Source organism: Streptomyces sp. AM25 (genome assembly GCF_058146165.1).
Genome location: NZ_JBKIWN010000003.1, coordinates 381,656 through 408,219 on the forward strand (window position 1 = coordinate 381,656; position 26,564 = coordinate 408,219).

Annotated in this window: 22 protein-coding genes; 6 read left to right on the forward strand and 16 right to left on the reverse strand. The window is 71.1% G+C overall.

Translation table 11 applies throughout. The features are described from left to right. Positions 1–4: 4 nt before the first annotated feature. From lacZ to ACLHRZ_RS05715, 4 genes are all read right to left on the reverse strand, one after another. A complete protein-coding gene (gene lacZ / locus ACLHRZ_RS05700) occupies positions 5–3,169 on the reverse strand; it encodes a beta-galactosidase, LacZ type (RefSeq protein ID WP_490417135.1) in 3,165 nt (1,054 codons plus the stop codon). A gap of 64 nt (positions 3,170–3,233) precedes the next feature. Next, positions 3,234–3,941 carry a LutC/YkgG family protein gene (locus ACLHRZ_RS05705; RefSeq protein WP_490417136.1) on the reverse strand — a complete coding sequence of 236 codons (708 nt, stop codon included), beginning with the start codon at positions 3,939–3,941 and terminating at the stop codon, positions 3,234–3,236. Further along, the gene (locus ACLHRZ_RS05710; RefSeq protein ID WP_490417137.1) at positions 3,938–5,407 is read right to left on the reverse strand and encodes a lactate utilization protein B; all 1,470 of its coding nucleotides are present in this window, start codon (positions 5,405–5,407) and stop codon (positions 3,938–3,940) included. Before ACLHRZ_RS05710 ends, ACLHRZ_RS05705 begins: the two co-directional genes overlap by 4 nt. Continuing rightward, on the reverse strand, positions 5,404–6,168 hold the full coding sequence (locus ACLHRZ_RS05715) for a (Fe-S)-binding protein (RefSeq protein ID WP_490417138.1): 765 nt from the start codon (positions 6,166–6,168) through the stop codon (positions 5,404–5,406). Before ACLHRZ_RS05715 ends, ACLHRZ_RS05710 begins: the two co-directional genes overlap by 4 nt. Before the next feature lie 91 nt (positions 6,169–6,259). On the opposite strand from ACLHRZ_RS05715, the gene ACLHRZ_RS05720 reads away from it, so the two are divergent. Further along, positions 6,260–6,682 carry a YjbQ family protein gene (locus tag ACLHRZ_RS05720; protein ID WP_490417139.1) on the forward strand — a complete coding sequence of 141 codons (423 nt, stop codon included), beginning with the start codon at positions 6,260–6,262 and terminating at the stop codon, positions 6,680–6,682. A 58-nt stretch (positions 6,683–6,740) separates the two neighbouring features. Here the strand turns inward: ACLHRZ_RS05720 and ACLHRZ_RS05725 are convergent, their stop codons facing one another. The 7 genes from ACLHRZ_RS05725 to ACLHRZ_RS05755 all read right to left on the reverse strand — a co-directional run bounded on the left by ACLHRZ_RS05725 (position 6,741) and on the right by ACLHRZ_RS05755 (position 13,808). After that, positions 6,741–7,604 carry a thioesterase II family protein gene (locus tag ACLHRZ_RS05725; RefSeq protein ID WP_490417140.1) on the reverse strand — a complete coding sequence of 288 codons (864 nt, stop codon included), beginning with the start codon at positions 7,602–7,604 and terminating at the stop codon, positions 6,741–6,743. Next, positions 7,601–8,437 carry a thioesterase II family protein gene (locus tag ACLHRZ_RS05730; RefSeq protein ID WP_490417141.1) on the reverse strand — a complete coding sequence of 279 codons (837 nt, stop codon included), beginning with the start codon at positions 8,435–8,437 and terminating at the stop codon, positions 7,601–7,603. Before ACLHRZ_RS05730 ends, ACLHRZ_RS05725 begins: the two co-directional genes overlap by 4 nt. Continuing rightward, a complete protein-coding gene (locus ACLHRZ_RS05735) occupies positions 8,434–10,170 on the reverse strand; it encodes a non-ribosomal peptide synthetase (RefSeq protein WP_490417142.1) in 1,737 nt (578 codons plus the stop codon). The genes ACLHRZ_RS05730 and ACLHRZ_RS05735 overlap by 4 nt, the downstream gene beginning before the upstream one ends. Positions 10,171–10,197: 27 nt before the next feature. After that, the gene (locus tag ACLHRZ_RS05740; RefSeq protein ID WP_490417143.1) at positions 10,198–11,430 is read right to left on the reverse strand and encodes a cytochrome P450; all 1,233 of its coding nucleotides are present in this window, start codon (positions 11,428–11,430) and stop codon (positions 10,198–10,200) included. Beyond that, the gene (locus ACLHRZ_RS05745) at positions 11,427–12,287 is read right to left on the reverse strand and encodes a class I SAM-dependent methyltransferase (RefSeq protein ID WP_490417144.1); all 861 of its coding nucleotides are present in this window, start codon (positions 12,285–12,287) and stop codon (positions 11,427–11,429) included. The genes ACLHRZ_RS05740 and ACLHRZ_RS05745 overlap by 4 nt, the downstream gene beginning before the upstream one ends. Positions 12,288–12,313: 26 nt before the next feature. Then, positions 12,314–13,129: a hypothetical protein gene (locus tag ACLHRZ_RS05750; RefSeq protein WP_490417145.1), complete on the reverse strand. Its 816-nt coding sequence runs from the start codon at positions 13,127–13,129 to the stop codon at positions 12,314–12,316. A 145-nt stretch (positions 13,130–13,274) separates the two neighbouring features. After that, entirely contained in the window at positions 13,275–13,808 is a 534-nt protein-coding gene (locus ACLHRZ_RS05755) for an EF-hand domain-containing protein (RefSeq protein WP_490417146.1), read from the reverse strand. 343 nt (positions 13,809–14,151) lie between these two features. Here ACLHRZ_RS05755 and ACLHRZ_RS05760 point away from each other — a divergent pair, with 343 nt between their 5' ends. From ACLHRZ_RS05760 to ACLHRZ_RS05770, 3 genes are all read left to right on the forward strand, one after another. After that, complete coding sequence (locus ACLHRZ_RS05760) at positions 14,152–15,486, forward strand: cytochrome P450 (RefSeq protein WP_490417147.1); 1,335 nt, start codon at positions 14,152–14,154, stop codon at positions 15,484–15,486. Between the two features lie 66 nt (positions 15,487–15,552). After that, the gene (locus tag ACLHRZ_RS05765) at positions 15,553–17,148 is read left to right on the forward strand and encodes an amino acid adenylation domain-containing protein (protein ID WP_490417148.1); all 1,596 of its coding nucleotides are present in this window, start codon (positions 15,553–15,555) and stop codon (positions 17,146–17,148) included. Next, on the forward strand, positions 17,145–17,543 hold the full coding sequence (locus ACLHRZ_RS05770) for a phosphopantetheine-binding protein (RefSeq protein WP_490417149.1): 399 nt from the start codon (positions 17,145–17,147) through the stop codon (positions 17,541–17,543). The genes ACLHRZ_RS05765 and ACLHRZ_RS05770 overlap by 4 nt, the downstream gene beginning before the upstream one ends. A gap of 34 nt (positions 17,544–17,577) precedes the next feature. Here the strand turns inward: ACLHRZ_RS05770 and ACLHRZ_RS05775 are convergent, their stop codons facing one another. The 4 genes from ACLHRZ_RS05775 to ACLHRZ_RS05790 form a co-directional block, all read right to left on the reverse strand. Beyond that, on the reverse strand, positions 17,578–18,504 hold the full coding sequence (locus ACLHRZ_RS05775; protein WP_490417150.1) for a D-alanyl-D-alanine carboxypeptidase family protein: 927 nt from the start codon (positions 18,502–18,504) through the stop codon (positions 17,578–17,580). 90 nt (positions 18,505–18,594) lie between these two features. Beyond that, complete coding sequence (locus tag ACLHRZ_RS05780) at positions 18,595–19,281, reverse strand: HAD family hydrolase (RefSeq protein WP_490417151.1); 687 nt, start codon at positions 19,279–19,281, stop codon at positions 18,595–18,597. Between the two features lie 63 nt (positions 19,282–19,344). After that, on the reverse strand, positions 19,345–19,830 hold the full coding sequence (locus ACLHRZ_RS05785; RefSeq protein WP_490417152.1) for an Lrp/AsnC family transcriptional regulator: 486 nt from the start codon (positions 19,828–19,830) through the stop codon (positions 19,345–19,347). A gap of 99 nt (positions 19,831–19,929) precedes the next feature. After that, on the reverse strand, positions 19,930–22,446 hold the full coding sequence (locus tag ACLHRZ_RS05790; RefSeq protein ID WP_490417153.1) for an ATP-dependent Clp protease ATP-binding subunit: 2,517 nt from the start codon (positions 22,444–22,446) through the stop codon (positions 19,930–19,932). A 335-nt stretch (positions 22,447–22,781) separates the two neighbouring features. Here ACLHRZ_RS05790 and ACLHRZ_RS05795 point away from each other — a divergent pair, with 335 nt between their 5' ends. Together ACLHRZ_RS05795 and ACLHRZ_RS05800 are read left to right on the forward strand one after the other, a co-directional pair. Further along, positions 22,782–24,290, forward strand: a complete 1,509-nt coding sequence (locus tag ACLHRZ_RS05795; protein ID WP_490417154.1) for an FUSC family protein — start codon at positions 22,782–22,784, stop codon at positions 24,288–24,290. A 99-nt stretch (positions 24,291–24,389) separates the two neighbouring features. After that, positions 24,390–25,463 carry a lactonase family protein gene (locus tag ACLHRZ_RS05800; RefSeq protein WP_490417155.1) on the forward strand — a complete coding sequence of 358 codons (1,074 nt, stop codon included), beginning with the start codon at positions 24,390–24,392 and terminating at the stop codon, positions 25,461–25,463. 101 nt (positions 25,464–25,564) lie between these two features. On the opposite strand, the gene ACLHRZ_RS05805 is transcribed toward ACLHRZ_RS05800, so the two are convergent. Then, the gene (locus ACLHRZ_RS05805) at positions 25,565–26,512 is read right to left on the reverse strand and encodes a sirohydrochlorin chelatase (protein ID WP_490417156.1); all 948 of its coding nucleotides are present in this window, start codon (positions 26,510–26,512) and stop codon (positions 25,565–25,567) included. Between the last annotated feature and the right edge of the window lie 52 nt (positions 26,513–26,564).

Sequence of the window (26,564 nt, forward strand, 5' to 3'; positions counted from 1 at the left end):
TCTCCTACGGTGAAGGTCGGGAAGCGGCCGGTCGGGTGGGCTGCAGGAGGTAGGCGTAGCTGTAGTCACGGTCGGCGTGCAGCAGGTAGGCCTCCAACGGCGGTGCACCCCACGAGTCGTTGCCGCCCACGCCCGTCTGGCGGTGGTTGACGCCCAGGACGGTCCCGTCCCCGGGCTTCAGCTCGTGAGGATGGCGTGGGTCCTCGAGATCGAAGGGGGACCAGGGCAGTGCACTGATCTCCAGCAACCGACGGGTGTCGCCGTCCACGGCGGCGGGGTCGGCCAGGATGCACAGTCCGGAGCCGTCCCGCGCCGTGAGCGAGGCGCGGCGCACATCGACGGCGTTGCCCGCCTGCTGCGGGCGCGCGTACGGCATGAAGGAGGAGTCCGCGGTGTCCAGGGAATGACGATGGCGGCCGACGAAGGCACTGGTCCGCCGGTCCTGATAGTTCTCGTGCGGTCCGCACCCGTACCAGGTGAGGTCCGTGAACTCTGCCGGCATCGTCAACAGCGCGCCCACCAACGGGAGGTCGGGGAGGCCGGTGCCGGGTGCGAGGGTGTGCCGCACGTGCAGGGTGCCGTCGCCGTGCACGGTGAAGACGGTGGTCCAGCGGGAGACCGCCGGAGTGGTGGGCAGGGCGGCAGTGACGGCGATCACCACTTCGCCGGGCGAGGGCCGGTCGACCCGGATCCCCGTCACGGTCCGCCGGGCACCGGCGTCCCGCCAGGTGCGCGAGGTGATCTGGGCGCCGCGGCCGATGTCGTTGTCGGTCGGTGCGCGCCAGAAGTTGGGGACGGGTCCGTCCGTCAGCAGAGTCCGGCCATGACAGCGAAAGGTGGTGAACGAGCCGGTGAAGGCGTCCAGTACGAGTTCGAGGTGGGATCCGGTGATGGTGACTGCATACGGGGTCCGGGCGACCCGGAGCGCGGGCAGCCGCGGGGCGCGGTGCTTCGTGGGTGGAGCGCCGCGCCAGGGGAGCGCGAGCTGTTCGGCGGCGACGACATGACCCGCCTCGGCCCATGGCGTGCTCTGCCGCAGTACGCAGCAGACGTTCAGCCAGTATTCGGCGCCGGGTTCCGGTTTCTCCGGCGGCTCCAGCGGCAGGGCCACGGTCACGGTCCGGCCGGGTGCGGCCTCCGGTGCCGGGGCGGTTCCCGTCTGCACGGGGGTGCCGTCGCAGGTGACTTCCCATCGGAGGTCGTAGGCCTCCAGCCCGGTGAACAACTGCCGGTTGGCGATCCTCACCGCGCCCGCACCAGTGCCTGTGCCAGTGTCTACGCCCGTCCCCGTCCCCGTTTCCGTGCTCGGCGAGGCGGCAGTGAACTGCACCGGCTGGTACACCTTCTTGACCTCGTGCAGCGCAGGGTGCGGGGTGCGGTCCGCGGTGACGAGGCCGTTGCAGCAGAAGTTGCCGTCGGAGAGGGAGCCGGTGCCCCAGTCCCCGCCGTAGGACAGGTAGGTGCGTCCGGGGTCGCCCGGCACCGGGAGGCGCACGGCCTGGTCGGCGAAGTCCCAGATGAAGCCGCCGTGCAGCGCGGGATGGGCCTCGATGACGTCCCAGTACTCCTGGAGGTTTCCGGTGCTGTTGCCCATCGAGTGCGCGTACTCGCACAGGATGTACGGCTTGGGGTTGCCGGACTGCCCGTAGGCGGCCACTTCCGCAGGCTTGGCGTACATGTGCGATTCGACGTCGGCGACGGCGTTCATGCCCTCGTAGTGCACCGGCCGCGAGGGGTCGCGGCGGTGCACCCAGTCGGCCATGGTCCGGAAGACGCCGCCCTGGCCCGCCTCGTTGCCCAGGGACCACATCACCACGCTGGGATGGTTCTTGTCGCGCTCGACCAGGCTGCGCACGCGGTCGAGGCAGGCGTCCGTCCACTCGGGCAGATCCGCAGGCAGACTGTCCCGTACCTCGTGCGTCTCCAGGTTGGCCTCGTCGATCACATAGAGGCCGTATTCGTCGCACAGGTCCAGCCAGCGCGGGTGGTTGGGGTAGTGGGAGGTGCGGACGGCATTGATGTTGTGCTGCTTCATGATGCGGATGTCCTCCACCATCCGCTGCTCGGTGACCGCCTGCCCGTGGTCGGGGTCCGTCTCGTGCCGGTTGACGCCCCGGAAGACCACGGGCCGGCCGTTGACGGTCAGTTCTCCAGGACCGCAGCGGACGGTACGGAAGCCGACCCGCGTGCGCTGGACGTCGGTGATGTGCCCCTGAGGGTCGGCCAGTTCGAGCGTGAGGAGATACAGGGCGGGGTCCTCGGCCGACCACAGGGCGGGCCGGGGCACCCGGGCGGCGAGCTCCACGGTCGCCTCGGCCGACCCGTCGAAACAGGCCGTGCCGGTGAAGGCGAGCACATGCGCGCCCGCGGTGTCGTGGAGGGTCGCCTGCAGCCGGTGGGGGCCGGGCCGGGGGTCCTGGCGGGAGCGCACGGTCGCGGTCACGGTCAGTTCCGCGTTTCGGCAGGCGGCGTCCAACTCGGTGCGCACGAACAGGTCGTGGACGTGGACGGGGGAAACCGCATAGAGGTACACGTCGCGGAAGATGCCGGACAGGTCGATCATGTCCTGGTCCTCGAGCCAGCTCCCGCTGGACCAGCGGTAGACCTCCACGGCGAGGGTGTTGAGGGGCTCGTCCGCTCCCGTGCGCACATAGGGGGTGAGGTCGAACTCGGCGGGCGCATAGCTGTCCTCGCTGTAGCCCACCAGCCGGCCGTTGACCCATACGCAGAACGCGGACTTGACCCCCTGGAAGGAGAGGAGGACATGCCGTCCCGTCCACACGCGGGGGACGGCGAAGGCGCAGCGATAGGAGCCGACCGGATTGAAGCCGGTGGGCACCTGCGGGGGGTCGGGCTGCTCGTATCCGCTCCAGGGATAGCGGACGTTGAAGTAGACCGGCTCCGGGTACCCCTGCAGTTCCCAGTTGCCGGGCACGGTGATCCGGTCCCAGCCGGAGTCGTCGAAGTCGTCGGTGAAGAAGTCCGCGGGCCGCTCGCCGGGGTTCCGCGACCAGGCGAAGCGCCAGTCGCCGTTGAGCGAACGATAGTAGGGGGAGGCCTCCGGCCGGCCGTCGAGGGCCGAGGCGAGGTCTGCGAACGGGACGAGAGGGGTACGGGCGGGCTCCCGGTTCATCCGGAAGATCTCGGGAGCGGAGAGCCACTCGCACATGGGCCGACTCCAGGGCACACGAAGGGCAACAGGAGGCACCAGGATCGAACAGAACCGATAAAGGTCACAACCCCCGCGCGGGTGTGGGCCCACCCGTCACGGCTTGTTCACCGCGTGGACGGTCCTCGTGCACGAGGATCACGTCCAGCGCGCGCGGGCCGTGCACGCCCTCCACCCGGTCGAGTTCGATGTCGCTGGTCGCGGAGGGACCCGAGATCCAGGTCAACGGCCGTGCGGGGTCCAGGCGTCCGAGGGCCTGCGGCACCGAGTCCACGACCTGGTCGGCCGTTCTCACCACGCACACGTGATGGTCGGGGACGAGGGTGATGATGCGGCGCCCCTGGTCCGGACCGGCATCGAGGACCACGGTTCCGGTCTCGGCGATCGCCAGGGCGCACCCGGTGACCACGCTGTCCACGGCATCCAGTTCGCGTGCTGTGACCTCGGCCGAGTCGGGTACCTGTTCCACGGGCGCCTGGGCGAGCCACTCGGCGGGCAGCCCGGCCGGGACGGCCACGCGCCGTGCTCCGCGTCGGCCGAGCAGCTCCGCGAGCAGCGCGGGCAGTCCGGCCGCGTCGACGCGGTGCACGACGGCACGGTAGTCGGCGAGGTTCTCCGCGAGCAGGTCCACGGACTCGGCGGGGCTGCGCGTCCCGTGGGCGCGCAGGTAGTCGCGTGCGACGGGGTGGTCCTGCGGGCGCTCGTGGGCCGGTACGTCGGCGAGGGCCCGGCGCACCCGGGCCAGGATCCGGTCCCTGCTGGTGCCGCTCATGTCGTGCCTCCGCGGGTGCGGGACCACCAGTCGCGGAACGGTTCCGGGGGCAGTGGGGGCAGTTCGCGCGTGTCGGACCAGGCACGGCCCGGACCCGGCAGTCGTCGCGGGTGCAGGCGGCGGGTGCGGGTTGCGAGGCGCTGGGCGCGGCGCAGCGCTCCGGGGTGGTCGAACGTCCAGCCGGCGGCGTGCATCATGGCGCGTTCGGCGAGGTGTTTCCTCGCCGGCTTGACGACGGTCCGGACGCCACGGGACGTGACCTCGCCGCCCTGGACGACGCGTTCGCGCAGGTGCACCAGGATTTCGGGGATGTCGATGGCGACCGGGCACACGTCGTAGCAGGCGCCGCACAGGGAGGAGGCGAAGGGGAGCGATTCCTCCAGAGGGGAGGCGAGGCCGCGGAGTTGAGGGGTGAGGACGGCACCGATGGGGCCCGGGTAGGGGGAGCCGTAGGCGTGGCCGCCTGCGCGCTCGTACACGGGGCAGACGTTGAGGCAGGCCGAGCAGCGGATGCACCGCAGCACCTGCCTGCCGGTCCGGTCGGCGAGGGTGTCGGTGCGGCCGTTGTCGAGGAGGACGAGGTGGAAGGAGCGGGGGCCGTCGCCGCCGGTGGTGCCCGTCCACGTCGAGGTGTACGGGTTCATACGCTCGGCGGTGGCGGAGCGGGGCAGGAGCTGGAGGTAGATCTCCAGGTCCCGCCAGGTGGGGACGGTCTTCTCGATGCCGACGACGGAGATCAGGGTCTCGGGCAGGGTGAGGCACATCCGCCCGTTGCCCTCGGACTCGACGACGACCAGGGTGCCGGTCTCGGCGACCATGAAGTTGGCACCGGAGACGGCGACCTTGGCGCGGAGGAACTTCTCGCGCAGGTGCAGCCGGGCCGCCTCGGCGAGGTCCGCGGGCCGGTCGGTCAGTCCGTCCGGCGCCGGGCGGCCCCAGCGGGCCATCCGGGTGCGGAAGATGTCACGGATCTCGCCGCGGCTGCGGTGGATCGCGGGAACCAGGATGTGGGAGGGGAGGTCGTCACCGAGCTGCACGATGAGTTCGGCGAGGTCGGTCTCGTACGCCCGGATGCCCGCCTGTTCCAGGGCGGCGTTGAGACCGGTCTCCTGCGTGGCCATGGACTTGACCTTGACGACCTCGGTCTCGCCGGTGGCCCGCACGAGGCCGGTGACGATGTGGTTCGCCTCGTCGGCGTCGGCCGCCCAGTGGACGGTGCCCCCGGCCCGGGTGACGTTCTCCTCCAGCTGGAGGAGGTAGCGGTCGAGGTGGCGCAGGGTCCGGTCCTTGACGGCGGCTCCGGCCGCGCGCAGCCGGTCCCAGTCGTCCAGTTCGGCGACGGCAGCCGCCCGTTTGGCACGGATGGTGTGGGTGGCGCGGCGGAGGTTGGCCCGCAGCGTGGCGTCGCCGGTGGAGACCGCGGCGGCCTCCGGGAAGGAGGGCATGCCCAGATAGGTGCGGCTCACAGGATTTTTCCGTCCGTGGAGGCCAGGATCTCCGCGATGTGCACGGGGCGCACGGGGGAGCCCTGGCGGGAGAGGAGGCCGCCGATGTGCATCAGGCAGGAGTTGTCGGCGGTGCACAGCACCTGTGCGGCCGTCTCCGTCACGGCGCGGGCCTTGTCCGTGCCCATCGCGACGGACACGGACGGGTTCTTGACGGCGAAGGTGCCGCCGAACCCGCAGCATTCCTCCGCGCCCGGCAGCTCCCGCAGTTCGAGGCCTTCGACCGCCTCCAGGAGCCGGCGGGGGCGGTCGCCGAGGCCCAGGACACGCAGTCCGTGACAGGTGGGGTGGTAGGTCACGGTGTGGGGGAAACGGGCGCCGACGTCGGTCACTCCCAGGACGTCGACGAGGAACTCGGTCAGCTCGTAGGTCTTCGGTACCACGGCCGCCGCCGCCTCGGCCAGAGCCTCGGCCCGGCCGGTCGTGCGCTGCTCGGCCGCGGCGCGGGCGGCGATGCGGGGGTAGTTGTCGCGGACCATGGCGGCGCAGGAGCCGGAGGGCGTCACGATGACGTCGTGGTCGCGGAAGGCAAGGGCGAGGCCGAGCACCAGGGACTCGGTGCGGTGCCGGTAGCCGGTGTTGTAGAGCGGCTGCCCACAGCAGGTCTGCTCCATCGGGAAGTCGACCTGCATGCCGAGCCGTTCCAACAGGGTGACCACCGCGCGCCCGGTGCGGGGGAAGAGGGTGTCGTTGACGCAGGTGACGAACAGTCCCACGCGCATGGCAGCCCGGCACCTCCAAGATCGCCCGTGTCGCCTCATCCTGCCGCAGCCGGTGCGGTCTGTGAAGCAGGGCAGGAGGAAGAATGAACCCATGACCGACACTTTCCGCACCCACGTCCTGGACGTCACCACCGGCCGTTCCGAGACGGTGTACGACCTGACGGGCGACTGCGAGGCCTTCCTGCGCCAGGCGGCGGCCGGCCGGGACGGGCTGCTCAACGTCTTCGTGCCGCATGCGACGGCGGGCATCGCCGTCCTGGAGACGGGCGCCGGCAGCGACGACGACCTGCTCGCGGCCCTGCACGGGCTGCTCCCCGCCGACGACCGCTGGCGCCACCGCCACGGCAGCCCGGGCCACGGCCGCGACCACGTGCTGCCCGCACTGGTACCGCCCCACGCGACGCTGCCGGTCATCGGCGGGCGGCTGGCGCTGGGGACCTGGCAGTCCGTGTGCCTGGTGGATACCAATGTGGATAATCCGGACCGCCAGGTTCGGTTGAGCTTCCTGGGCTGAAGTAGCGGAGGCTCGGGAGCACTCCTCGGACAGGAAGAGCAGGGCGTGTCGCGTCGGTTCAGTCCCACCTTGCCCTGGCGGCGCTTGGCGCGCCACGGGTATCGGCCTTTTGCGGCTGGGGTGTCGGTTCCACCTCATAGGCCGGACTCGGGGCTTCGGTGGAGCGAACGAGACGGAGGCCTCGGGCGATTTCCTTGATGATCAGGTCGCGGTCGGAACGGAGCGCGAAGTGTGCGCCGGGGAGGTGGATGAGCCGGAAGCGGCCCTGTGTCTCCTGTTCCCACGCCGGTAGCGTCCCCGGGTCGACCACGGCGTCGTGGCGGCCCGCGAACACGGTCAGGGGACAGTCCAGGCGCGCGGGGCCGGGGTGGACGTAGCGTTCGGCGAATTGCAGGTCGGCCCGGAGGGCGCGCAGGAACAGGCGCATGAACGGCGGGCTGCTGAGCACGTCCTCCGGGGTGCCGCCCATCCGGCGCAGGTAGTCGATCAGCTGGTCGTCGCTGTGGCTGCTGTGGCCGCTGTCCGTCTGGGGCCAGCGTGGCGCCGGCTGCCCGCCCACATATAAGTGCAGTAGGTTGCGGCGGAGTTCGGGGGCCAGCGTGCGGGCCACCTCGTACATGACCAGAGCCCCGGTGCTGTAGCCGAACAGCGCGAACGGCGCGGAGAGCAGGGGTTCGGCCGCACTGATCAATCGCGGGACGAGATCCGGCAGGGATACGACGCAGGGTTCGCGGGCACGGAACTCCCGTCCGGGCAGGGCGACGGCGGCTAACCGCGCACGGTTGGCCAAGGCGCCCTTCCAGGAGCGGAACTCACCGGGCCCGGCCCCCGAGCCGGCCAGGCACACCAGCGTGGGCAGTTCAGTGGGCGGCGGGACGTCGGGGAACCAGAGGCCGAGTTCGCGGGAGGCCGGTGTGCTCATGCGAGGGGACCCGCAGCAGTGGGTTCGCCAAGCTCCTGGCCGAGCAGCCGGAGGAACGGGGCGCGCTGATCGCGGAGGAAGAAGTGACCGCCGGGCAGCGTATGGCGGCGGAACCGGCCGGAGGTGAGCCCGGCCCAGGCGTCGAGGTCGTCGGCGTCGGCCTCGAAGTCGTCCTGGCCGCCGAAGGCGGTGAGGGGACAGGACAGATGCGGCCCGGTGCCGGCCGAGTCCTTCTCGTACGCGTGGTGCTCCTTCTCGTACACGTCGCGCATGCGGTACGAGGCCCGCACGTCACGCAGGAGCCAGGTGACGAACCAGGGCTGGTCGAGCAGCTCTGTCGGGGTGCCGCTGAGTCCGCGGATCCAGTCCAGGAGCTCCGGGTCGCCGAGGCCGTTGATGCCCGGGTTGCGGGCGGGGCGGCCGGGGGCGGCAAGGCCCGAGACGATGAGCCCGTGGACGCGGTGCGGCTGCTCGGCGCCGAGCAGGCGGGCCAATTCGTACATGACCAGGGCGCCGAAGCTGTGGCCGAACAGGATCAGGGGCAAGGGCGCGTCACCGTCGGCGGTCGCGAGCGCCGCCGACAAGTCGGCCATGAGGGCGGGCAGTTCAGTGTATGGCGCCTCGCGCAGGCGCTTCTCGCGGCCGGGCAGCTGGACGGGCCACAGCTCGGTGTCCGGGGGCAGCACATGCTGCCAGGACGCGAACTCCGACGGTCCGCTGCCGGCGCCCGCCAGACACAACAGCCGCCGCCGGGGGGCCGGCTGAGTGGTGACGTAGTTGAACCAGGTTCCGTGGTCGTGGCCCTCGGTCGGTCGGGCCTGGGTGCTGCTCATGCCGACTCCACGCATCGCTTGTCGAGGACCGTGGCCAGTTCCGCGGCGGTCGGGTTCTCGAAGACGTCGATGGGGTCGATGTCGACACCGAGATCCTCGGCCACACGGCGCAGCAGCCGTGCCATGGTCAAGGACGTCATGCCGATCAGGAACAGGTCGTCGCACGGGGAGACCGTGGCCACGTCCAAGAGTTCGGCGGCGACGCCGGTGAGGTAGGACTCGGTCGCCGACCGCGGGGAACGGACCCGGTCCTGTTGCGTTGCCACCGCGTCACTCGGTGCGGGCAGGGCGCCGACGTCCAGCTTTCCCCATGAGGTCAGCGGCAGCGCGGCCAAGGGCACGTACAGGCTGGGCACCATCTGGAGGGGCAGCCGCTCCTCCAGCCATGCGGTGAGGGAGCGACGGTCCGGTGCGGCGTCGTCGCCGCGGGGAACGACGTAGGCCACGAGGCGGGCGCCGTCCTTGCGCACCGCGCAGTCGTGGACGGCCGGGTGCTCGGTCAAGCGGTGGCGCACTTCGCCGAGTTCCACGCGGATGCCGCCGAGTTTGACCTGGTCGTCGTCGCGCCCGAGGAACCTCAGCGTGTCCGGGCCCTCCTGCACCACGAGGTCTCCTGTACGGAAGACGCGTCCCGAGGAGACGACGGGAAAGCGTTCGGCGGTCAGCTCGTCCTGGTCGAGGTAGCCGACGGCCAGGCCGGCGCCGCCGAGGCACGCCTCGCCCGGCGTGCCCGGTGGCACCGGCTGGAGGCTGTGGTCGAGAACGGTGAGGGAGCAGCCGGGAATGGGGCGGCCCAGGGGGACGGACTCGCCGTGCCGCAGTGCCTCCTCGTCGAGCTCCGCGTAACTCGTCCAGATGGTGCCTTCGGTGACGCCATAGGCGTTGACGAGGCGTCGGCCGGTTGTCCACTCCCGGGCCAGGCCGGGCGGCAGTGCTTCCCCGGCGCTGATGAGCAGGCGCAGTCCTGGCACCTGGTCGGGTTGCAGGGCGCGCAGCCCCGAGGGCGTGATCACCGCGGCCGTGGACCGGGTGCGGGTGAGGAACCTCTCCAGCGGCGGGCCCGGGTGGCGGTCGTCCGGCGTGGCGACCTGGACACACGCACCCGCGCCGAGGGCCAGCGCGATCTCGAAGAGGAAGGCGTCGACGCACCAGGGCGCCAGCTGCGCCACCCGGTCGCCGGGGGCGAGTCCGAAGACGGTGCGCTGGGCCCGGGCGACGTTGGCCAGAGCCGCGTGGGTGCACACCACGCCCTTGGGAGCGCCGGTGCTCCCGGACGTGTGGATGATGTACGCGGCGTCGGGCACCGAGTCCAGCGTCCGGCGAGCGTTCCCGGTGTCCATGACGGTGTACGGTTGCGTGCCCTCCCCTTCTCCGACCACCAGGCGGACCTTGGCGATGTCGATGATCTCCCGCTGCCGAAGCGGTGGTTGGGAGGGATCGAGCGGTACCAGGACACCACCGGCCCGCCACACCCCGAGCAGCGCCCCGATGCCCGCGGCCGATGGCGCGACCTGCACGGCGACCGGTTCACCGGCTCGGATGCCCTGCCCGTGCAGCGCCTTCGCGCACCGGTCGGCGCGGGCCGAGAGAGTCGCGTAGTCGATGCCGCCGTCGACGGCGGCAACGGCGGCGGCCAGGGGACGGCGGCGGACCTGTTCGTCCACCAGGGCGAGGACGGAAGCGCCGTCGACGGCGGCGCCGGACACGGCCGCGCTGACGTGAGCCACATTCATGCGGTTCTTCCCTTCTCCGTGGGCTGCTCAGCTCGCCGCGGGGCCGCTCAGCACGATCGGAACGCGCAGTGGGCACGGCAGGTTGACGTTGTCCGACCACGGCACGGACTCCTGCACCAGGGTCGGGTGCCGCCCGGCCGCAAAGAGCTGCTCCAGGACGAGCCTGCCTTCGAGACGGGCGAGCCGAGCGCCCGGACAGCGGTGCCGGCCGTGGCCGAACGCGCTGTGCCGGGCCGGGAGCGTGCCGGCGCTGCGCGAACGGCTTTTGAGCGCACTCCAGTTGGCGGCGGCGAGCAGTACCAGGACGGACTGGCCCGCCCGCAGCCGTCGGCCGCCGAGCTCGGTGTCCCTGGTGACCAGGCGCCCCACGAACCGTGACGGGGAGACACGGGCGAGCAACTCCTCCACCTCTGCGTCGCCCGGTGCGCCCGGGGCGAGCGGACCCCAAGTCGGGCACAGCCGTTCGAGCACCGCGCCGGCGAGGAAGCCCGTGGTCGTCTGGTGCCCGGCGGCGATGAGCATGAGGAGATTGGCCGCGATGTCGGTGTCGGTCCACGTCCCCGTCGCGTCCGCCCCCGCGATCAGCGTGCCGAGTCCATCCGCCCGGGGCGCAGTCCGGCGATGCCGCACCAGGTCGAGCGCGTAGTCCGTGAAGTCCGAGACCGACGCGTACACGGTCCGGTCGGTTTCGGGTGCCACACCCGTGACGATCCGGGTGTACGCGTCCGACCACTCCCGGATCGCCGCCAGGTCGGCGGCCGGCAGCCCGAACAGCCGGGCGATCACCGCCAGGGGCAGCGGCCGGGCGAGGTCGGTCAGGACATCCAGGCGGTGGTCCCCGCCGGCGCTCATCAGCTCCGCGACCCGCCGTCTGATCCACGGGGTGAGGGCGTCGGTCCTGCCGGGCGCGAGCACCTGGCGCAGGACCCGCGCCCATTGGGTGTGCGCCGGACCGTCCATGAAGAGCGCCTGCCGCGCCAGTACGTCGCCGACCCGCTCACGGGCGCCGTCCGGGTCGCCGGTCGCCGTGCTCCGGCCCACGTCCGACAGGCGTACGGCGCTGAACTCCTCGCCGGTGCAGGCCCGCACCGCTTCGGCACGGCCCGACACCAGCCACGTCGCCGCGTAGGGATCCCAGTGGACGGGGGACTCCTCGCTCAGCCGGGAGAACAGGGTCCGCGCGTCCTGTCGCTCTTGGCGGGAGGACAGCGCGTAGATGCTCAGCGACCGGTCGGGGCGCGGCTGGGGGGCGGCGGTCATGGGGTGTCCTCCGGCGGGCCTTCGGCGGCGCGTGCGGCTCGCGTGGCCGGTCCCGCGAGAGAGTCGACGACCACGATCTGCGGACAGGCGAGGAAGTTCTGCCAATAGGCGTCCCCGTACAGCTCGCGGCCCTCGGCGGACACGCTCGGCCGTACCCATGTGACCCGCCCGAACCCGGCTGCACGCAGGGCGCGTTCATGCGCGATCTCCGACCACCGGTGGGCGTGGAGCATGACGGAGCCGTCACCGACCCGGACCCGTGCCCGAAACGGTGACCCGTCGGCGGCCGGGGATCCTCGTGTCCCTGTCGGGGCTCCTCGCGCTTGCGCGGTGCCCACGACGGTGTTCATCACCTCGAAGCCGTACGGGTCGTACCACCCCGGTGTCGTGGACACATCCGGGTTGAGGGTGACGGCGACGAACCGCCCGCCCGCCGGCCGCAGCGCCCGCCGGGCCGTCCGGCACATGGCGGTGAGCTCCTGCCGCGAGGTCGCATAGGGAAGCATGTACACGCTGACGACCACGTCGAAGGCGCCGTCGATCTCCGGGTCTGCCGCATCCGTCAGCCGCGCCGCGTCACGGTGCAGGTACCGCAGCCCGCGCGGCTCCTGTCGCTCTCGCCGCCGGGCGTGATCCAGCATCCCCCGCGAGGTGTCGATCCCGGTGACCCCTGTGGCGCCCCGGTCCCGCAGGAGCCGCGTGTACACCCCTTCCCCGCAGCCCATGTCCAGGACGTTCATTCCCCGCAGATCACCGAGTGCGTCGAGCAGGGTGTGGCGCTCGCCGTGCGCACGCACCGGGTTCTCCACGGCCATGCGCGCGTAGTCGTCCGCAAGCAGGTCGAACTGGCTGTCCACGATTCGCCTTTCGGGCCGGCGGGCGACTATGCCGAGACGAGGTCGTTCATCGGCCGACCGGACATCAAAAGGCTCGCGTCGAGTACGTCCCACAGTGCTGTCACGGAATCGAGGAATTCGTCCACGCCCTCGGTGATGAGTTCTTCCGTGGCGCTGTCGAGGACGGATCCGACGGCGGTGATCGCGTTCTTCTCGTGTTGTTCTTCCGCGCCGATCTCGCCCCAGTGCTCCTGTATGTAGTGCATGTGAGGGTCATCGAGTGCGACGCCGTAGTGGCCGGAGTCGACAAGCGCGGCCTTCCAGCCAGGAATGAGATGGCGGTTCGATATCAGCTCCAGCGCGAGGGCGGTTCCGAGATTGCGCAGCGTGGCGTCGAGACCGACCTGTTGCCGCCTTTCGAAAACCGCCCGTGCCCGCCGTGTCTGGGCAAGGAGTCCGGTCTTCGAGTCGTATCCGGGAAGGTTCATGAGGATGTTGTCGGAGAACGTCTTGAGTCCGCTCTCGACCAGGTCCTGGTCGTGGACGTCGGCGAAGACGGTCCGTCCGGCGGCGCGGTTGACGATGTGTCCCGCCATGGTCGCGAGCTCGGCGCCGTGGTTCTCCTCGCTCTCCACGATCTCTTGGAGCAGCGCGCTCTCGGCGGAGAGCCGGTGTGCGGCCAGGGCTTCGGGAAAGTTCCGGCCCGGCCGGGTGGCCTCGCAGAAACTCCGGATCTGATGGAACAGGGCCGCGAGGACGGTGCTGTCGGGCGAGACCCGCTCCCAGTGTTCGAAGACCGGGTGGCGATAGCACCGGTGGTCGCGAATGCGGTTCACCAGGTCGTCGACAGTGATGGTGGGCATGGCGGTGTGCTCCTGTGAGAGTGAGAGGTCCGGTCCTGCGGCCGTGTCGCGCGGCCGGGGCGAACAGCCCATCAGGTGGTACCGACGAGCGACGCCTGCGGGAACCCCCCGGTCGTGACTGGGGAGTTCCCGCAGGCCGCCGGCCCTAGCCGAGCATCCTGATGTCGGACTCTCCGAGCACATAGCTGCGTATCGCCGAGATGAACTCGTCGATGGAGACCCTTCCGTCGTTGTTCGTGTCGATGGCCCGGTAGGACTCGGTCACGTTCCCCGCCGGGGCGCCGATGACGGTGAGCCACCGGGTGTATTCCTCCTGGCTGATCACCCCGTCGCCGTCGGTGTCGCACAGGTTCGCGCAGGCGTGCGCGTACGGGGCCAGGACGTCGGCGAAACCGGCCCCGCCGCGATCGGTGATCGCTGCCTTCGACGCGCTGACGAACTGTTCGCGACTGAGCGAGCCGTCCGTCTTGACGCCCGCCTGGCTCGCGATGAAGTCGAAGACGCCTACGTAGCTGACGCGGAGCATGTGCGCGCGCGGGGAGTTCGGGTCGACTCCGAAAGCGCTGAGCATCCTGTTTGCCTCTTGCTCGAAGTCGGAGCGCTCGATGCGGCCGTCCTGGTTCGCATCGAATTGAGCGAAGCGAAAATCGAACACCTGCCCCTTGTCGGATATTGCCATGTTCCGCCTCCACCGTGAATCGTTGAACCCGACGATCAGACGTGGATTGAGCAGCATCACGAGAGAGCATTCGATGCTGCTACCGGAAGTTAGTTGCATCGCCGCCCGGACGGCAACCGATGGAACGAGCCAGGTCGGTAGTGGCCGAAACGCGGTGCATTGGTCGGCCGCCGTCAAATGGCCGGTCCTCAATGGGCAGTGAGGCTGATTCGGCTCGATACTGCGGTTGTACAACCGCAGTGGGGAAGGCAATCTTGAGAGCCGCTCACGCGGGAGCACTCTCAAGTGAGCGCCCAAGGACGTTCTCTGTAGCGGTCGTTGCGTGGAAGGGAATTTCGGGCCCATGTCAGCCACGTTCACGGTCGGCGCCGCCCCCGGAGCGGTTCCCCTGCTCGGCCACATCGTCTCGATCGGCGCGGCACCACTGGATTTCATGGCCGCCCTGACCGCCCACGGCGACCTGGTGCGGATTCGGCTGGGCCCGTGGCCGGCCTACGTGGTGTGTGACCCCGAATTGATGCATCAGGTTCTGGTCAACGACCGCGTCTTCGACAAGGGCGGCCCCACATACGACAAGCTGCGGGAAGTGGGCGGCAACGGCCTGGTGACGTGTGAGCACCGATACCACCGCAGACAGCGGCGGTTGGTACAGCCCGCCTTCCACCGGGAACGACTCCCCGGTTACGCGCAGGCGATGTCCGAGCAGATCGGCCTGGTCACCCGTTCCTGGCGTGAGGACCAGGTGATCGACGTCGTCGCCACCATGAACGCGATCAGCACCGGCGTCGTCACCCGCACCCTGTTCGGTGGTCACCTCGACCCTTCGCTCCTCGCCGAGATCCAGCAGGCCACCACGGACATGTTCGCCGGCGTGGCGCGGCGCCTCATCCTGCCGTTCGTGTGGCTGGACAAGATTCCGACGCCGGGCAACCGCCGCTTCCTGCGCGCCCGGCGCCGCCTGGAGCGCCATACGCATGAGCTGATCGCCGACTGTCGCAGGGCCGGTGCCGACCGCGGGGACCTGATGTCGATCCTGCTGGCCGCCCGTGACGACGACGCGCACGGCATGACCGACGCAGATATCCACGACCAGGTGCTCACGTTCTTCTCCGCAGGGGGTGAGACCGTCTCCCCCGCGCTGGCCTGGTCCTGGCATCTCCTGGGACAACACCCCGGCGTGCGGGAGGAACTGCACGGCGAGGTCGACTCCGTGCTCGGCGGCCGCGCCGCAGACTTCAGCGACATACCGAAGCTGCGCGTGACCGCTCGGATCATCACCGAGACACTGCGGTTGTACCCACCGGTCTGGCTGCTGACCCGGCGCACGTCCACGGACACCGAGCTGGCGGGGCGGCACCTGCCGGCCGGGACTGTCGTGGTGTTCAGCCCCTACGTCCTGCATCGTCATCCGCGCCTGTACCCGGACCCCGACCGGTTCGACCCCGACCGCTGGCGGGAGGACACCGGCTGCCCCCGTGCCGAGCGCTCCTTCACCCCGTTCGGCGCCGGTGCCCGTAAATGCATCGGCGACGAATACGCCAGGACCGAGGCCACGCTCGCGCTGGCCACCATCGCCGCGCAATGGCGGCTCGAGCCGCTCCCGGAGGCATGCGTGCGCCCAGCGCCTCGGCTCGCGCTCGCCCCGCGCTCACTGCGCATGCGCCTGCACAGGCGCTGAGCGCCACCGCGGCGGCAGTGGTCCCCCCCGTCACCTGTCCAGCCACCTGAGAGCGTGACTTCCGCGATGCAGACACTGCACTGTTCCGACACCGCGCTTGCCATCCACCGTGCGATCAACGGGACTTCGTGCCCGTATCCGCGCGACAGCAGCCTGCCGGAGCGCTTCGAGCACTGGGCCGCGTGCCGGCCGCACGCCGTCGCGGCCGTCCAGGGAAGCCGGGAGCTGAGCTACCGCGGGCTCAACCGGCTTGCCAACGGGCTGGCTTACGCGTTACGAGCCAAGGGCGTCGGGCCGGGCACCACGGTCGGCGTGTGCATGGCGCGCTCGCCGGAGATGCTGGCGGCGCTGCTGGGAATCCTCAAGTGCGGGGCCACCTACGTGCCGTTGGATCCCCTGTGGCCGGACGCACGCCTTTGCTACGTCCTCGACGACACGGGCAGCACTTGGGTGCTGAGCGACCAGCCGCACACCCTCGCACCACGGCTCGACGGCGCCGCCTGCCGAATGCTGCCGGTCGACGCGCGCACTCTGGTGGGCGGCGACGAAAATCCCCCGTGCCCGGCGAGCGCCGAGAGCATCGCCTGCGTCAATTTCACCTCCGGCTCGATGGGCCGTCCCAAAGGCGTACCGATCTTTCACCGCGGCATCAACCGACTGGTGCACGGCGCCACTTACGGACCACTGAACGAGCACAGCCGCGTGCTGCAGATCACGCCGGTCACCTTCGACATCGCCACCTGGGAGATCTGGGGCGCGCTCCTCAACGGCGGGGCATCGGTGCTCTATCCGGCGGAGCCGATCCGTTTGTCCACGCTCGACAAGGTCATGAAGGACGGTCGCGTCACCATCACGCTGCTGACCACGGCCCTGTTCAACCTGGTCGTCGACGAAGCTCCCGAAGCTCTGGAGACCGTCGGCACGATCACCACCGGGGGAGAGGCCCACTCGAACCGGCACATGGCCAAGGCGGTGCGCATCTACGGCCCCGGCCGGGTGGTCAACCTTTACGGCCCCACCGAGTGCACCTGCATCGGCACGTTCCACCCCGTCGACGAGCCGCCACGCGACGACACCCCCATACCGATCGGCAAGCCCATCCAGAACACCCGGCTCTACGTCCTCGACGACAGCGCCCGACGCCTGTGCGAGCCGGGCGAGAGCGGCGAGATCTGCCTGGCCGGGGACGGACTGGCCGCGGGCTATCTGGGGCTGCCGGAACTCACCGGCGAACACTTCATCCACCGCTCCATAGGCGGCGTCCCGGAACGCCTCTACCGCACCGGCGACCGAGGCCACCTACTGCCGGACGGCGACGTCGTTTTCGACGGACGGCTCGACGACCAGGTCAAGGTCAACAGCCATCGCATCGAACTGGGCGAGATCACCCACCACCTCAACCGCGACCCGGCCGTCAAGCGTGGCTATGTGACGGTGCGCGAAAGTCACGGCGAGAAGTCGCTGGTGGCCTTCGTCATCCCCGCGGCTGCCGACGTCACGCCCGAAGACCTGCGCGAACGCCTGGCCGCCCAGCTGCCCCGGTACATGGTCCCGGCACAGATCCATCTCCGCGACACCTTCCCCCTGACCCCGAACGGCAAGGTCGACGGCCGTGCCCTGCTCGGGCCCCTCTCCGACCCCCAAGGAGCGTCCGCACCATGAGCGACGCGGCTGACCCGGCGACCCCCGCCAACCACGCCCGGCCGACCGCGACGGAGGCGGTTCTGGCCGACATGTGGCACGACCTCCTCGGCCTCACCCACGCCGGGCCCGGAGACGACTTCTTCACAGCGGGCGGTACATCGGTCACCGTCATCAGATTTCTCCAGCGCGTCGAGAAGAGGTTCGGCCCGGACACCCTGACACCCGAGCAAATCTACGACGACCCCAGGCTCGGCGTGCTTGCGCGGGTCATCGACGGAAGCAGATCCGCCCGTGATCCAGACGGGAGCAGCCGTGATGGATGGCATCTTCACGGCCGCTCCGGAGCCATGGTCACGCAGATAGTCACGCAGAACGCCTCAGGGCCGGCCTCCCGTGAAGGAAACCGGCCCTGAGCTGGTGCTGAGAACACCGGGGCCGACGGGCCCGTCAGTCCTTCTGCGCCGACGGCGGCAACTGGCGCAGCTTCACCGGGGTCTTGGAGCCGAAGGCCCAGTTCAGCATCTTCACCGCGTCCGGGTAGCGGCTGGCCGGGTCGTTGAGGATGACGCCCACGACCGTGCGCTTGCCGCGCTGGGCGGCGAAGACGAGGCACGGGCCGGCGGCGGTGCCCGTTCCCGTCTTGATGCCGATGGCGCCCTTGTACGAGCCGAGCAGCTTGTTCGTGTTGTCCCAGTAGTAAGTGCGGTTGACGTTCGCTGCCTTCTGCTGGGTGGTGGTCGTCCTGACCACCGTGCCGAACGTGGCGCTCGTCAGCGCGTGCCGTGCGAGCTCCGCGGAGTCGCGGGCGGTGGTGTAGTTGTTCCCGGCCTGCGATATGCCGTCGAACGAGTCGTACTTGGTGTTCTTCATGCCCAGCTCGGCAGCCTTCCGGTTCATCTTGGCGATGAACGATGCCGTCCTGGCGGCCTCGGTGCTGCCGGTGCCGAAGGTGTCGGCGAGGGCGTCCGCGGCGTCGCAGCCGGACGGGAGGAGGAGGGCGTAGAGCATCTGCCGAACCGTCAGTTTGTCGCCCGTGCGCAGGTCCGCCGTGCTCGCCCCGGTGCGCTCCACGTAGTCGCGGTAGGACTGCTTGACGGTGATCTGCCGGTTCAGGTCGAGGCCGGGGCTGTCGAGGACGGTCATCGCGGTCATGACCTTGGTGGTGCTGGCCATCTGCCGCCTGGTGTCGGCGCCCTTGGCCCACAGCTCCCGGTCGGTGCCGTTGTCGAGCAGGAACGCGCCCTTGGCGGCTATGCCCGACGGGCCGCTCTGTGCTTCCGCGGCCGTCGCCGGGAGGGCCACTGCCGCGGCCACGGCCGAGGCGACTGCGGCAACAGTCCACCGGCGGGCCGGTCTTCTCCCAGTTCGTTCCATGTGGCTACCTTTTCCTCACGTGTTGGGGTGAGCGAGATGGGTGAGCCGATAATCGCACCCGCCGTCGCACGAGGAGAACTCAGGACCGCCTCAGTCGCCCGCGGTCACCCACGCGTAGGCCTGCTCGGCGTCGAACTCCTGCTGCCCGCCTGCGAATACCAGCCCGGCCGTGGTGAATCCCGCGTCCTGTGGCATCCCGGGGGCATAGGGCACGGCGATGCAGCGCATTCCGGCCGCATGCGCCGCCTCCGCGCCCGGTGCGGCGTCCTCCACCACGACGCACCTCCCGGGCGCGACCCCCATCCGGCGCGCCGTCTCCAGGAAGACGTCCGGCTCGGGCTTGCCGTGCGGCACTTCCTCCGCGGAGACGGCGACGGGAAAGCAGACGGACAGCCCGGTGGCGGACAGCACCGTCTCGATCGTCCTGAGCGAGGAGCCGGATGCCACCGCGAGCGGGACGCCTGCCGCGTGCAGCCGCTCCACGAACTTGCGCATTTCCGGAAACACTTCGGTCCCGGCCGCGGCCAGCTCCAGATAAAGGCGGTTCTGCAGGGAGAGCAACTCGGCGACCGGTGCCTCGATGCGGTGCTCGCTCCGCAGTGCCTCCAGCGTCTCGAGGGTGCCGATGCCGATGAAGCGGCAGTGGTCCTCCCAGGTGAAGTCGTGCACGCCGTAGTGGGCGAGCGTTCTCCGCCCTGCCGCGTAGTAGTTCGGCTCGCTGTCCACGAGCGTTCCGTCGAGATCGAAAATGACCGCAAGATTTTGGGGCGTGACCATGCGCCCAGGATGCCAAGCCGGGAGGCCGCGGCCGCGGAACCCCCTGCCGAGGGACTCTTCCGCTCAGGGATTCTTCTGCGCCGCCGCCCGTCCCACGGCCTCCACCAGGGGCACCATCCGGTACGGCACCCGCTCGCGCAGCACCATCTCCGTGCGCGTGCGCACCACACCCGGCAGCCGGACCATCAGCTGGATCACGTCCTCCAGGTGGGCCGCATCGCGCGCGACCACGCGCGTCATGACATCGCCGCCGCCGGTGATCGAGAACGCCTCGATGATCTCCGGGATCCCGGCCAGGGCGTCGGCCACCGTGTCCAGATGGCCCTGGGTGACCTCGATGTGGACGAAGGCCAGTACCGGATGGCCCAGCGCCGCGGGGGACAGCCGGGGGCCGGTGCCGGTGATCACCCCGTCGCGCTCCAGGCGGTCGAGCCGCGCCTGCAGGGTGCCGCGCGCGATCCCGAGCACGCGCGCGTACTCGCGCACACTCGTCCGGGGCTGCTCCAGCAGCAGCCTCAGGATCCTGGCGTCCAGCGCGTCAACGGCCATGGGCAGGCTTCTTCCTGGTCGGCGGTCCAGGGTCGCGACTGTACCAATGGTCCGGTCACTCACCGTTCAGGGGCTGCGATGGCCTTGACGGTCGCAGGTTCAGGCCTCCGCCGCGCCGGACGCCTCGACGGACTTCCCGGACGACTCGCCAGACTTCCCGGACGCCTCGACGGTGCACGTCAGTTCACCGTCCTGCACGTCGCACACGACGGTGTCGCCCGGGCCGACCTGCCCGTCGAGCAGCATGGTCGAGAGCCGGTTGTCGAGCTCGGTCTGGATCGTGCGGCGCAACGGCCGGGCGCCGAACTCCGGCTGATGGCCCCGGTTCGCCAGCCACTCCTTGGCCGTTCCCGTCACGGTGAGACCGACCTGCTGGGCGTGCAGCCGGCGTCGGCTGCGCTCCAGCAGCAGATCGACGATCCGGACCAGGTCGGCCCTGCCGAGCGCGTGGAAGACGACGACCTCGTCGATGCGGTTGAGGAATTCGGGGCGGAAGTGCCTGCGCAGCTCGGCCATCAGGTCGTCCCTGATCTCGTCCACCGCGCCCTTGTGGTCCAGGATCTGCTGGGAGGCGATGTTGCTGGTCATGATGACGACCGTGTTGCGGAAGTCGACCGTGCGCCCCTGCGCGTCGGTCAGCCGCCCGTCGTCGAGGACCTGCAGCAGCAGGTTGAAGACGTCCGGGTGGGCCTTCTCCACCTCGTCGAACAGCAGCACGCTGTACGGCTTGCGGCGCACCGCCTCGGTGAGCTGTCCGGCCTCCTCGTAACCGACGTATCCGGGCGGTGATCCGACGAGCCGGGAGACGGTGTGCCGCTCCTGGAACTCGCTCATGTCGAAGCGGACCATCCGGTCCTCCTCCCCGAAGAGGATCTCCGCCACGGCCTTGGCCAGTTCGGTCTTGCCGACGCCCGTCGGACCGAGGAAGAGGAAGCTCCCGGTGGGACGGTCGGGGTCGCCCATGCCCGCGCGGCCCCGGCGCACGGCCTGGGCCACCGCGGTGACGGCCTCGTCCTGGCCGACCACCCGCTCGTGCAGGGTTTCCTCCAGTTTCATCAGACGTTCGCGCTCGGTCGCCGTCAGCTGGGAGACCGGGATACCCGTGCGCCGGGACAGCACCTCGGCGACGTCCTCGGCGGTGACGACGGCAGCGGGCGCCCGTTCGCCGTCGAGCTCCGAGAGCTGCTGCTCCGTCTCCCGGACGCGCTGCTTGAGCTCCGCCGCACGCTCGTAGTCCTCGTTGCTGACCGCTTCGTCCTTCTCGCGGTTCAGGCCGGTGAGCCGCTCCCGCAGGTCGTCGGCCTCGGTTTCGTCGCCGGTGCTGCGCAGCGCGACGCGGGCTCCTGCCTGGTCGACGAGGTCGATGGCCTTGTCGGGGAGGAAACGGTCGCTGATGTAGCGGTCGGAGAGCGCGGCGGCGGTGTCGAGGGCCTCGTCGGTGAAGCGCACGCCGTGATGGGCCTCGTAGGAGTCGCGCAGCCCGTGCAGGATCTCGACCGTCTCGTCCACGGTGGGCTCGCGCACCATGACGGGCTGGAAGCGGCGTTCCAGTGCGGCGTCCTTCTCGACGTTCTTGCGGTACTCGCCGATCGTGGTCGCGCCCACCACGCTGAGGTCGCCGCGGGCCAGAGCGGGCTTGAGGATGTTGCCGGCGTCCATGGCCCCCTCGGCGCCGCCCCCGGCACCGACGACGGTGTGCAGCTCGTCGATGAACAGGACGACGCTCTTCCGTGCCGTGGTGACCTCGTCGATCACCTTCTTCAGACGTTCCTCGAACTCGCCGCGGTACTTGGAGCCGGCCACCAGACCGGCCAGGTCCAGTGCGACGACCCTGCGGTCCCGCAGCGTCTTGGGCACGTCGCCGGAGACGATCCGCTGGGCCAGGCCCTCGACGATGGCGGTCTTGCCGACACCGGGGTCGCCCAGCAGGACGGGGTTGTTCTTCGAGCGCCGGGAGAGCACCTCCACCGTCTGCTCGATCTCCTCGGCGCGGCCGACCACGGGGTCGAGCCGCCCGGCGCGGGCCTCCTCGGTCAGATCACGGCCGTACTCGTCGAGCGTCGGGGTGCTGCTCCGCCCACCGCCCTCCGCCCGGCCGCCGGTGAAGCCCTCGCGCAGTGCGCCGGGGTCGAACCCGTCGGAACGCAACGTCCGGGTGGCGTCCGAGGAGGGGTCCTCCAGCAGCGCGGTCAGAATGTGCTCGGGGCCGATGTACGAGGACCCGGCGCGCTGGGAGAGCGCGTGGGCGGCCAGCAGCGCCCGTTTTGCGGCGGGCGTCAGGGCCGGCTCGCCGTCGCCGCCGCCCGAGGGCAGCGCCTCCTGCAGTTCGGCCGCCAGGTCGTCCGGCCCGATGCCCGCCTGTTCCAGCAGATGGCGGGCGGGCGCGACCTGGGTGGCCGCCCACAGCAGATGCGCGGTGTCCAGATCGGCCCCGTCCTCCGCGGCGCGCTTCCCGGCTGCCGCCAGGAGTTCGTGCGAGGACTCGCTGAGGAGGCGCCCGATGGGCACCCGCTGCACCGCCGGGGGCGAGGCCGCCGGACTCATGCCGAAGAAACGGCTGAACAGGTCGGAGAAGGGGTCGCCGGACCCGAAGGGCGAAGTCGTCACGGTGATCATCCGATCCGGCGGGCGCGCATACACCTGCAGGCGCCGGCACGCCGCGCCGTCGCCGGCTGCGGGGAGCGGCGCGGTGTCCGGCGTTCCGGTCCGCGGCCGCTCCCACCACCATGGGCCCGGATCCGAGGGTCCGCACCTCGGCCGCAGCACGGGTCGGCCACTGGCCTTGTGCAGGCGCGCATCACAGCTACGGAGCTGTGCCAATGGCACAGAATATTTCGTATCTCTTGAGCCAACGGGATGACTGATGTTGTGATGGAGGGGTCGATGGCGCTGCGGGTCTCCGCGGCGCCTTTTTCATGTCGGTATGCGTCGGTATGCAGGGAGCGGAATCTGTGCTGAAGCGGGTGTTCGTGGCTCCGGACCCGGGGAGGCTGCGGCTGCGGAGTGCTGTCCGGGCCGTCCTCGGCGTCGGTCTGGCGGTGACCGTCTGCGGTCTGGCCGGCCACTCCCTGGTCGCGGCCGTCATCGGCGGTCTCGCCGCGCTCCTCGCGCTCTTCACGGTCACCGACACGACCGTCCGCGGACAGGCGGTCACCACCGCCCTGCTGCCCGCGGTCGGCTTCCCCGTGCTCGCCCTGGCGACGATGCTGCACGGCCAGCCCCTGGCACGGGACGCGGCCTTCCTCGCCGTCATGGGAACGGGTGTCTACGCCCGCCGCTGGGGACCGCGCGGCCACGCACTCGGCGTGTTCGCGTTCATGACCTTCTTCGCGACGCAGTTCCTGCACGCCGTGCCCGCGCAACTGCCCGAGCTCTTCACGGCCGTCACCTACTCCCTCCTCGTCTCCTCGGCCGTCCGCTTCGGCCTGTGGTGCTACGAGCGCAGGCTGCCGCCCGCCGCCGCGCCCGCCCCGCCCGGCGGATCCGGGCTCGCCCGCACGACCACCCGCCAGGCGGTCCAGGCCGCCATGGGCGGCGCCTTCGCCCTCATGGCCGGGCAGCTGCTGTCCGACCAGCGCTGGTACTGGGCCGTCGGTGCCACATGGTGGATCTTCGTGAACACCGCCTCCCGCGGCGAGACCCTCGTACGGGGCTTCCGCCGGATCCTCGGCACCCTGCTCGGCATCGCCGCCGGAGGCGCCGTCGCCATCCCGCTGCACGGAGCCCCGGTGCCTTCGGCGGTCCTCATCGCCGTGTGCATCTTCGGGATCTTCTACTCGGCTCCCGTCTCCTACACGTGGATGATGTTCGCGGTGACGCTGATGGCCGGACTGCTCTACGGGCTTCTCGGCGTCCTGAACCCCGCCCTGCTCGTCCTCCGGCTGGCCGAGACCGCGGCCGGGGCGCTCGGTGCCGTCCTCGCCGTGCTGCTCGTGCTGCCCGTGACCACGCACGCCACCACCGATGCCTGGATCCGGCGCGCGCTGCACTGCGTGCACGCCTGCGCCGCCGAGGCCGGTGCCCGTCTCGCCGGCTCCACGCTCGCGGACCCGGCGGCCCGGGTCGCCGAACTGGAGCTGCTGCTCGGCCGGGTGGGGCTCTCGCTCGCACCGCTGGTCCATCCCTTCAGCCCCCTGCGCGCCCGCAAGGAGAAGGCGCGGCGCGTGCTCGCCCTCCTCGACGACTGCGCCCGCGAGGTCCGGGGTCTGGCGGCCGTCGCCGCGGACCCGGTGGCCTCGCACGACGACCGCCTCACCGCCGCCTGCCTGCGCGTGGAGGCCGCGGTGGAGGCGCTGACCACGCCGGGGACGGAACGCGGCACGGCTGCCGTGGCTACGACTGCGGGGCGCACGGAGACGGAGCCCGCCGCGCTCGTCCACCTGCACGGCCTGGAGAGGGCGCTGGCGGAACTGGCCGTGCCCCTGCACAGCACCCGGCCGTCGCCGCTGGTCGGGGCCTGACGGGTGCACGCTCTGAGCCCGTTCCCGTCACTGTCGGTGGTGCCCTGTAGCGTCGGGTGCATCAAGACGGTCCGAGGGCGGGCCAGGGAGGGGGCTGTCATGCGCGGAAACGGACGCGAGGGCGGGCAGCGGGGTCGCTGGGCCTACATCGGCTCGTTCACGGAAGCAGGCGGTCACGGCGTCACCGTCGCCGAAGTCGACCCCGATTCGGGTGCGTTGACGCCCGTGTACACCACCGATGCCGTCGCGAACCCGTCGTTCCTGGCGCTGTCCCCCCGCGGTGACGTGCTCCATGCCGTGAGCGAGACCGACGAGGGGGCCGTCGCCGCCTTCTCGCTGGGCGACCCGGCGAGGCCGCGGCTCCTCGGCCCCGTCGTGCCCGTGGGCGGTGCGGGGCCCACGCATCTGGCCGTTGCCGGCCGGCGGCTGTTCACGGCCAACTACGGCTCGGGCAGCGTCAGTGCGCTGCCGCTCCGCCCGGACGGTTCCCCCGTGGCCCCCTCGGCCGTGCTGCCGCACAGAGGCGGCGGGCCGGTGACCGAGCGGCAGGAGGGGCCGCATGCCCACGCCGTCGTGCCCGATCCTTCCGGCTCCTGGCTGCTCGCCGCGGATCTGGGTACGGACGCGGTGTACGTCTACGCGCTCGACCCTGCGACCGGCACCCCCGTCCTGCACGGGGAGACCGCGCTGCGCCCGGGGAGCGGGCCCCGGCAGCTGGCCTTCCATCCGCGCGGTCACCGGGCGTACGTGGTCGGCGAGCTCGACTCGACGGTGACCGTGTGCCGGTGGGACGCGGCCTCGGGGGTGCTCGCAGCGGACGGCTCCGGGGTGCACGCGGCCGGGTTCCCGTGCGGCGGCAGTGCGCCCAACTACCCCTCGACCGCGGTCGTCTCGGAGGACGGCCGGTTCCTGTGGGTGGCCAATCGCGGCCGCGACAGCATCGTCGTCTTCGCGCTCGACCCGGACGGCGGGGCGCCCGTGCCGCGCGGCGCCGTGGGCTGCGGCGGCCACTGGCCCCGGCACCTGGCCGCGCATCCGGGCGGCCGGCTGCTGTATGCCGCCAACGAACGCTCCGGAGGCGTCAGCTGGTTCACCGTGGACCCGGACACGGGCATACCCGCGCAGGCGGGCACGGTCGCGGTACCGGCCGCCTCGTGCGTGGTCCTCGCCTGAGCGCCGGCTGACGCGGGGCCGTTTCACGGACGGTCCGGGAAACGCCCGAGGGCCTCCTCTCGATGGGGAGGCCCTCGGACGGGCGCTGGTGCCTGCGGGGGTCAGCGGAGCTGCATGCCGCCCGGTCCCGCGGCCGTCGGCATCGGGATGCCCAGCACCTCCGTGTACTTGGCCAGGGCAAGCTTGCCGATCGCGGGGTACGCGCCCAGGGCCTCGGCGGTGGCGCAGCCCGCCTCCTTGGCCGCCATGGCCGGCAGTGCCCCGTCGGCCTCGGGGCCGATCAGGCAGGGCGCCAGTGCGAGGTTCCGGGAGCCGGAGGCGCGCAGCTGGTCGGCTGCCCGGGCCACGGCACCGTCCTCGTCCAGCGCGGCGGCCAGCACGGGCACCGCGAGGCGGGCGGAGAGGAGCATGCCGGTGATGCCCGCGGCCTGCGCCGCCTCCTCGCCGCCGATCGTCGCGAGGACGATGCCGTCCGCGGCGGTGGTGACGGTGAAGAGCCGGGCCCGGTCGGCGCGCGCCAGGCCGGCCTCGGAGAGGCGCACGTGCAGGGCCTCGGCGAGCAGCGGGTGCGGGCCGAGGGCGTCGGTGAGCTCGCAGGCGGCGCCGCTGTTCATGACGGCCTGGCGTATCCGGCGCAGCACCGCGCTGTCCGGCCCCGCCAGCAGCGGGATCACCACGGCGTCGGGCGCCTGCGCCCAGGCGTCGGCCTCGCCGGCGTCCGTCGCGGCCGCCTGCTGGGCGTATGCGGTGCGCTGGGCGGCGGCGTGGCCGAGGACGGCGTCCAGGGCGGGGTAGCCCGGCTCGTCGGCCGCGGCCTCGTGGTCCAGGTAGCCGATCCGGGCGTCGAGCCCGGGGAGCTCCGAGCGGGCGATGCTGAGGAGCTCCTCGGCGAGGCGGCGCATGGCGGTGTCGGGCGTCCCGGGCACGGCGAGCACCAGCGGGGGTGCACCCGCCGGAGCGGCCACGGGCTCGGGCCGCCGGTGCCGCCCGGGCTGGCGGGGGCGGGGCATTCGTACTGGCAGGCCGGTGGGCCCTGTGGGGGAGCTCATGCGCCCGCATGTTAGCCGTTCATCGGACTCGGTCGTTCGGGCGGGGGTAACT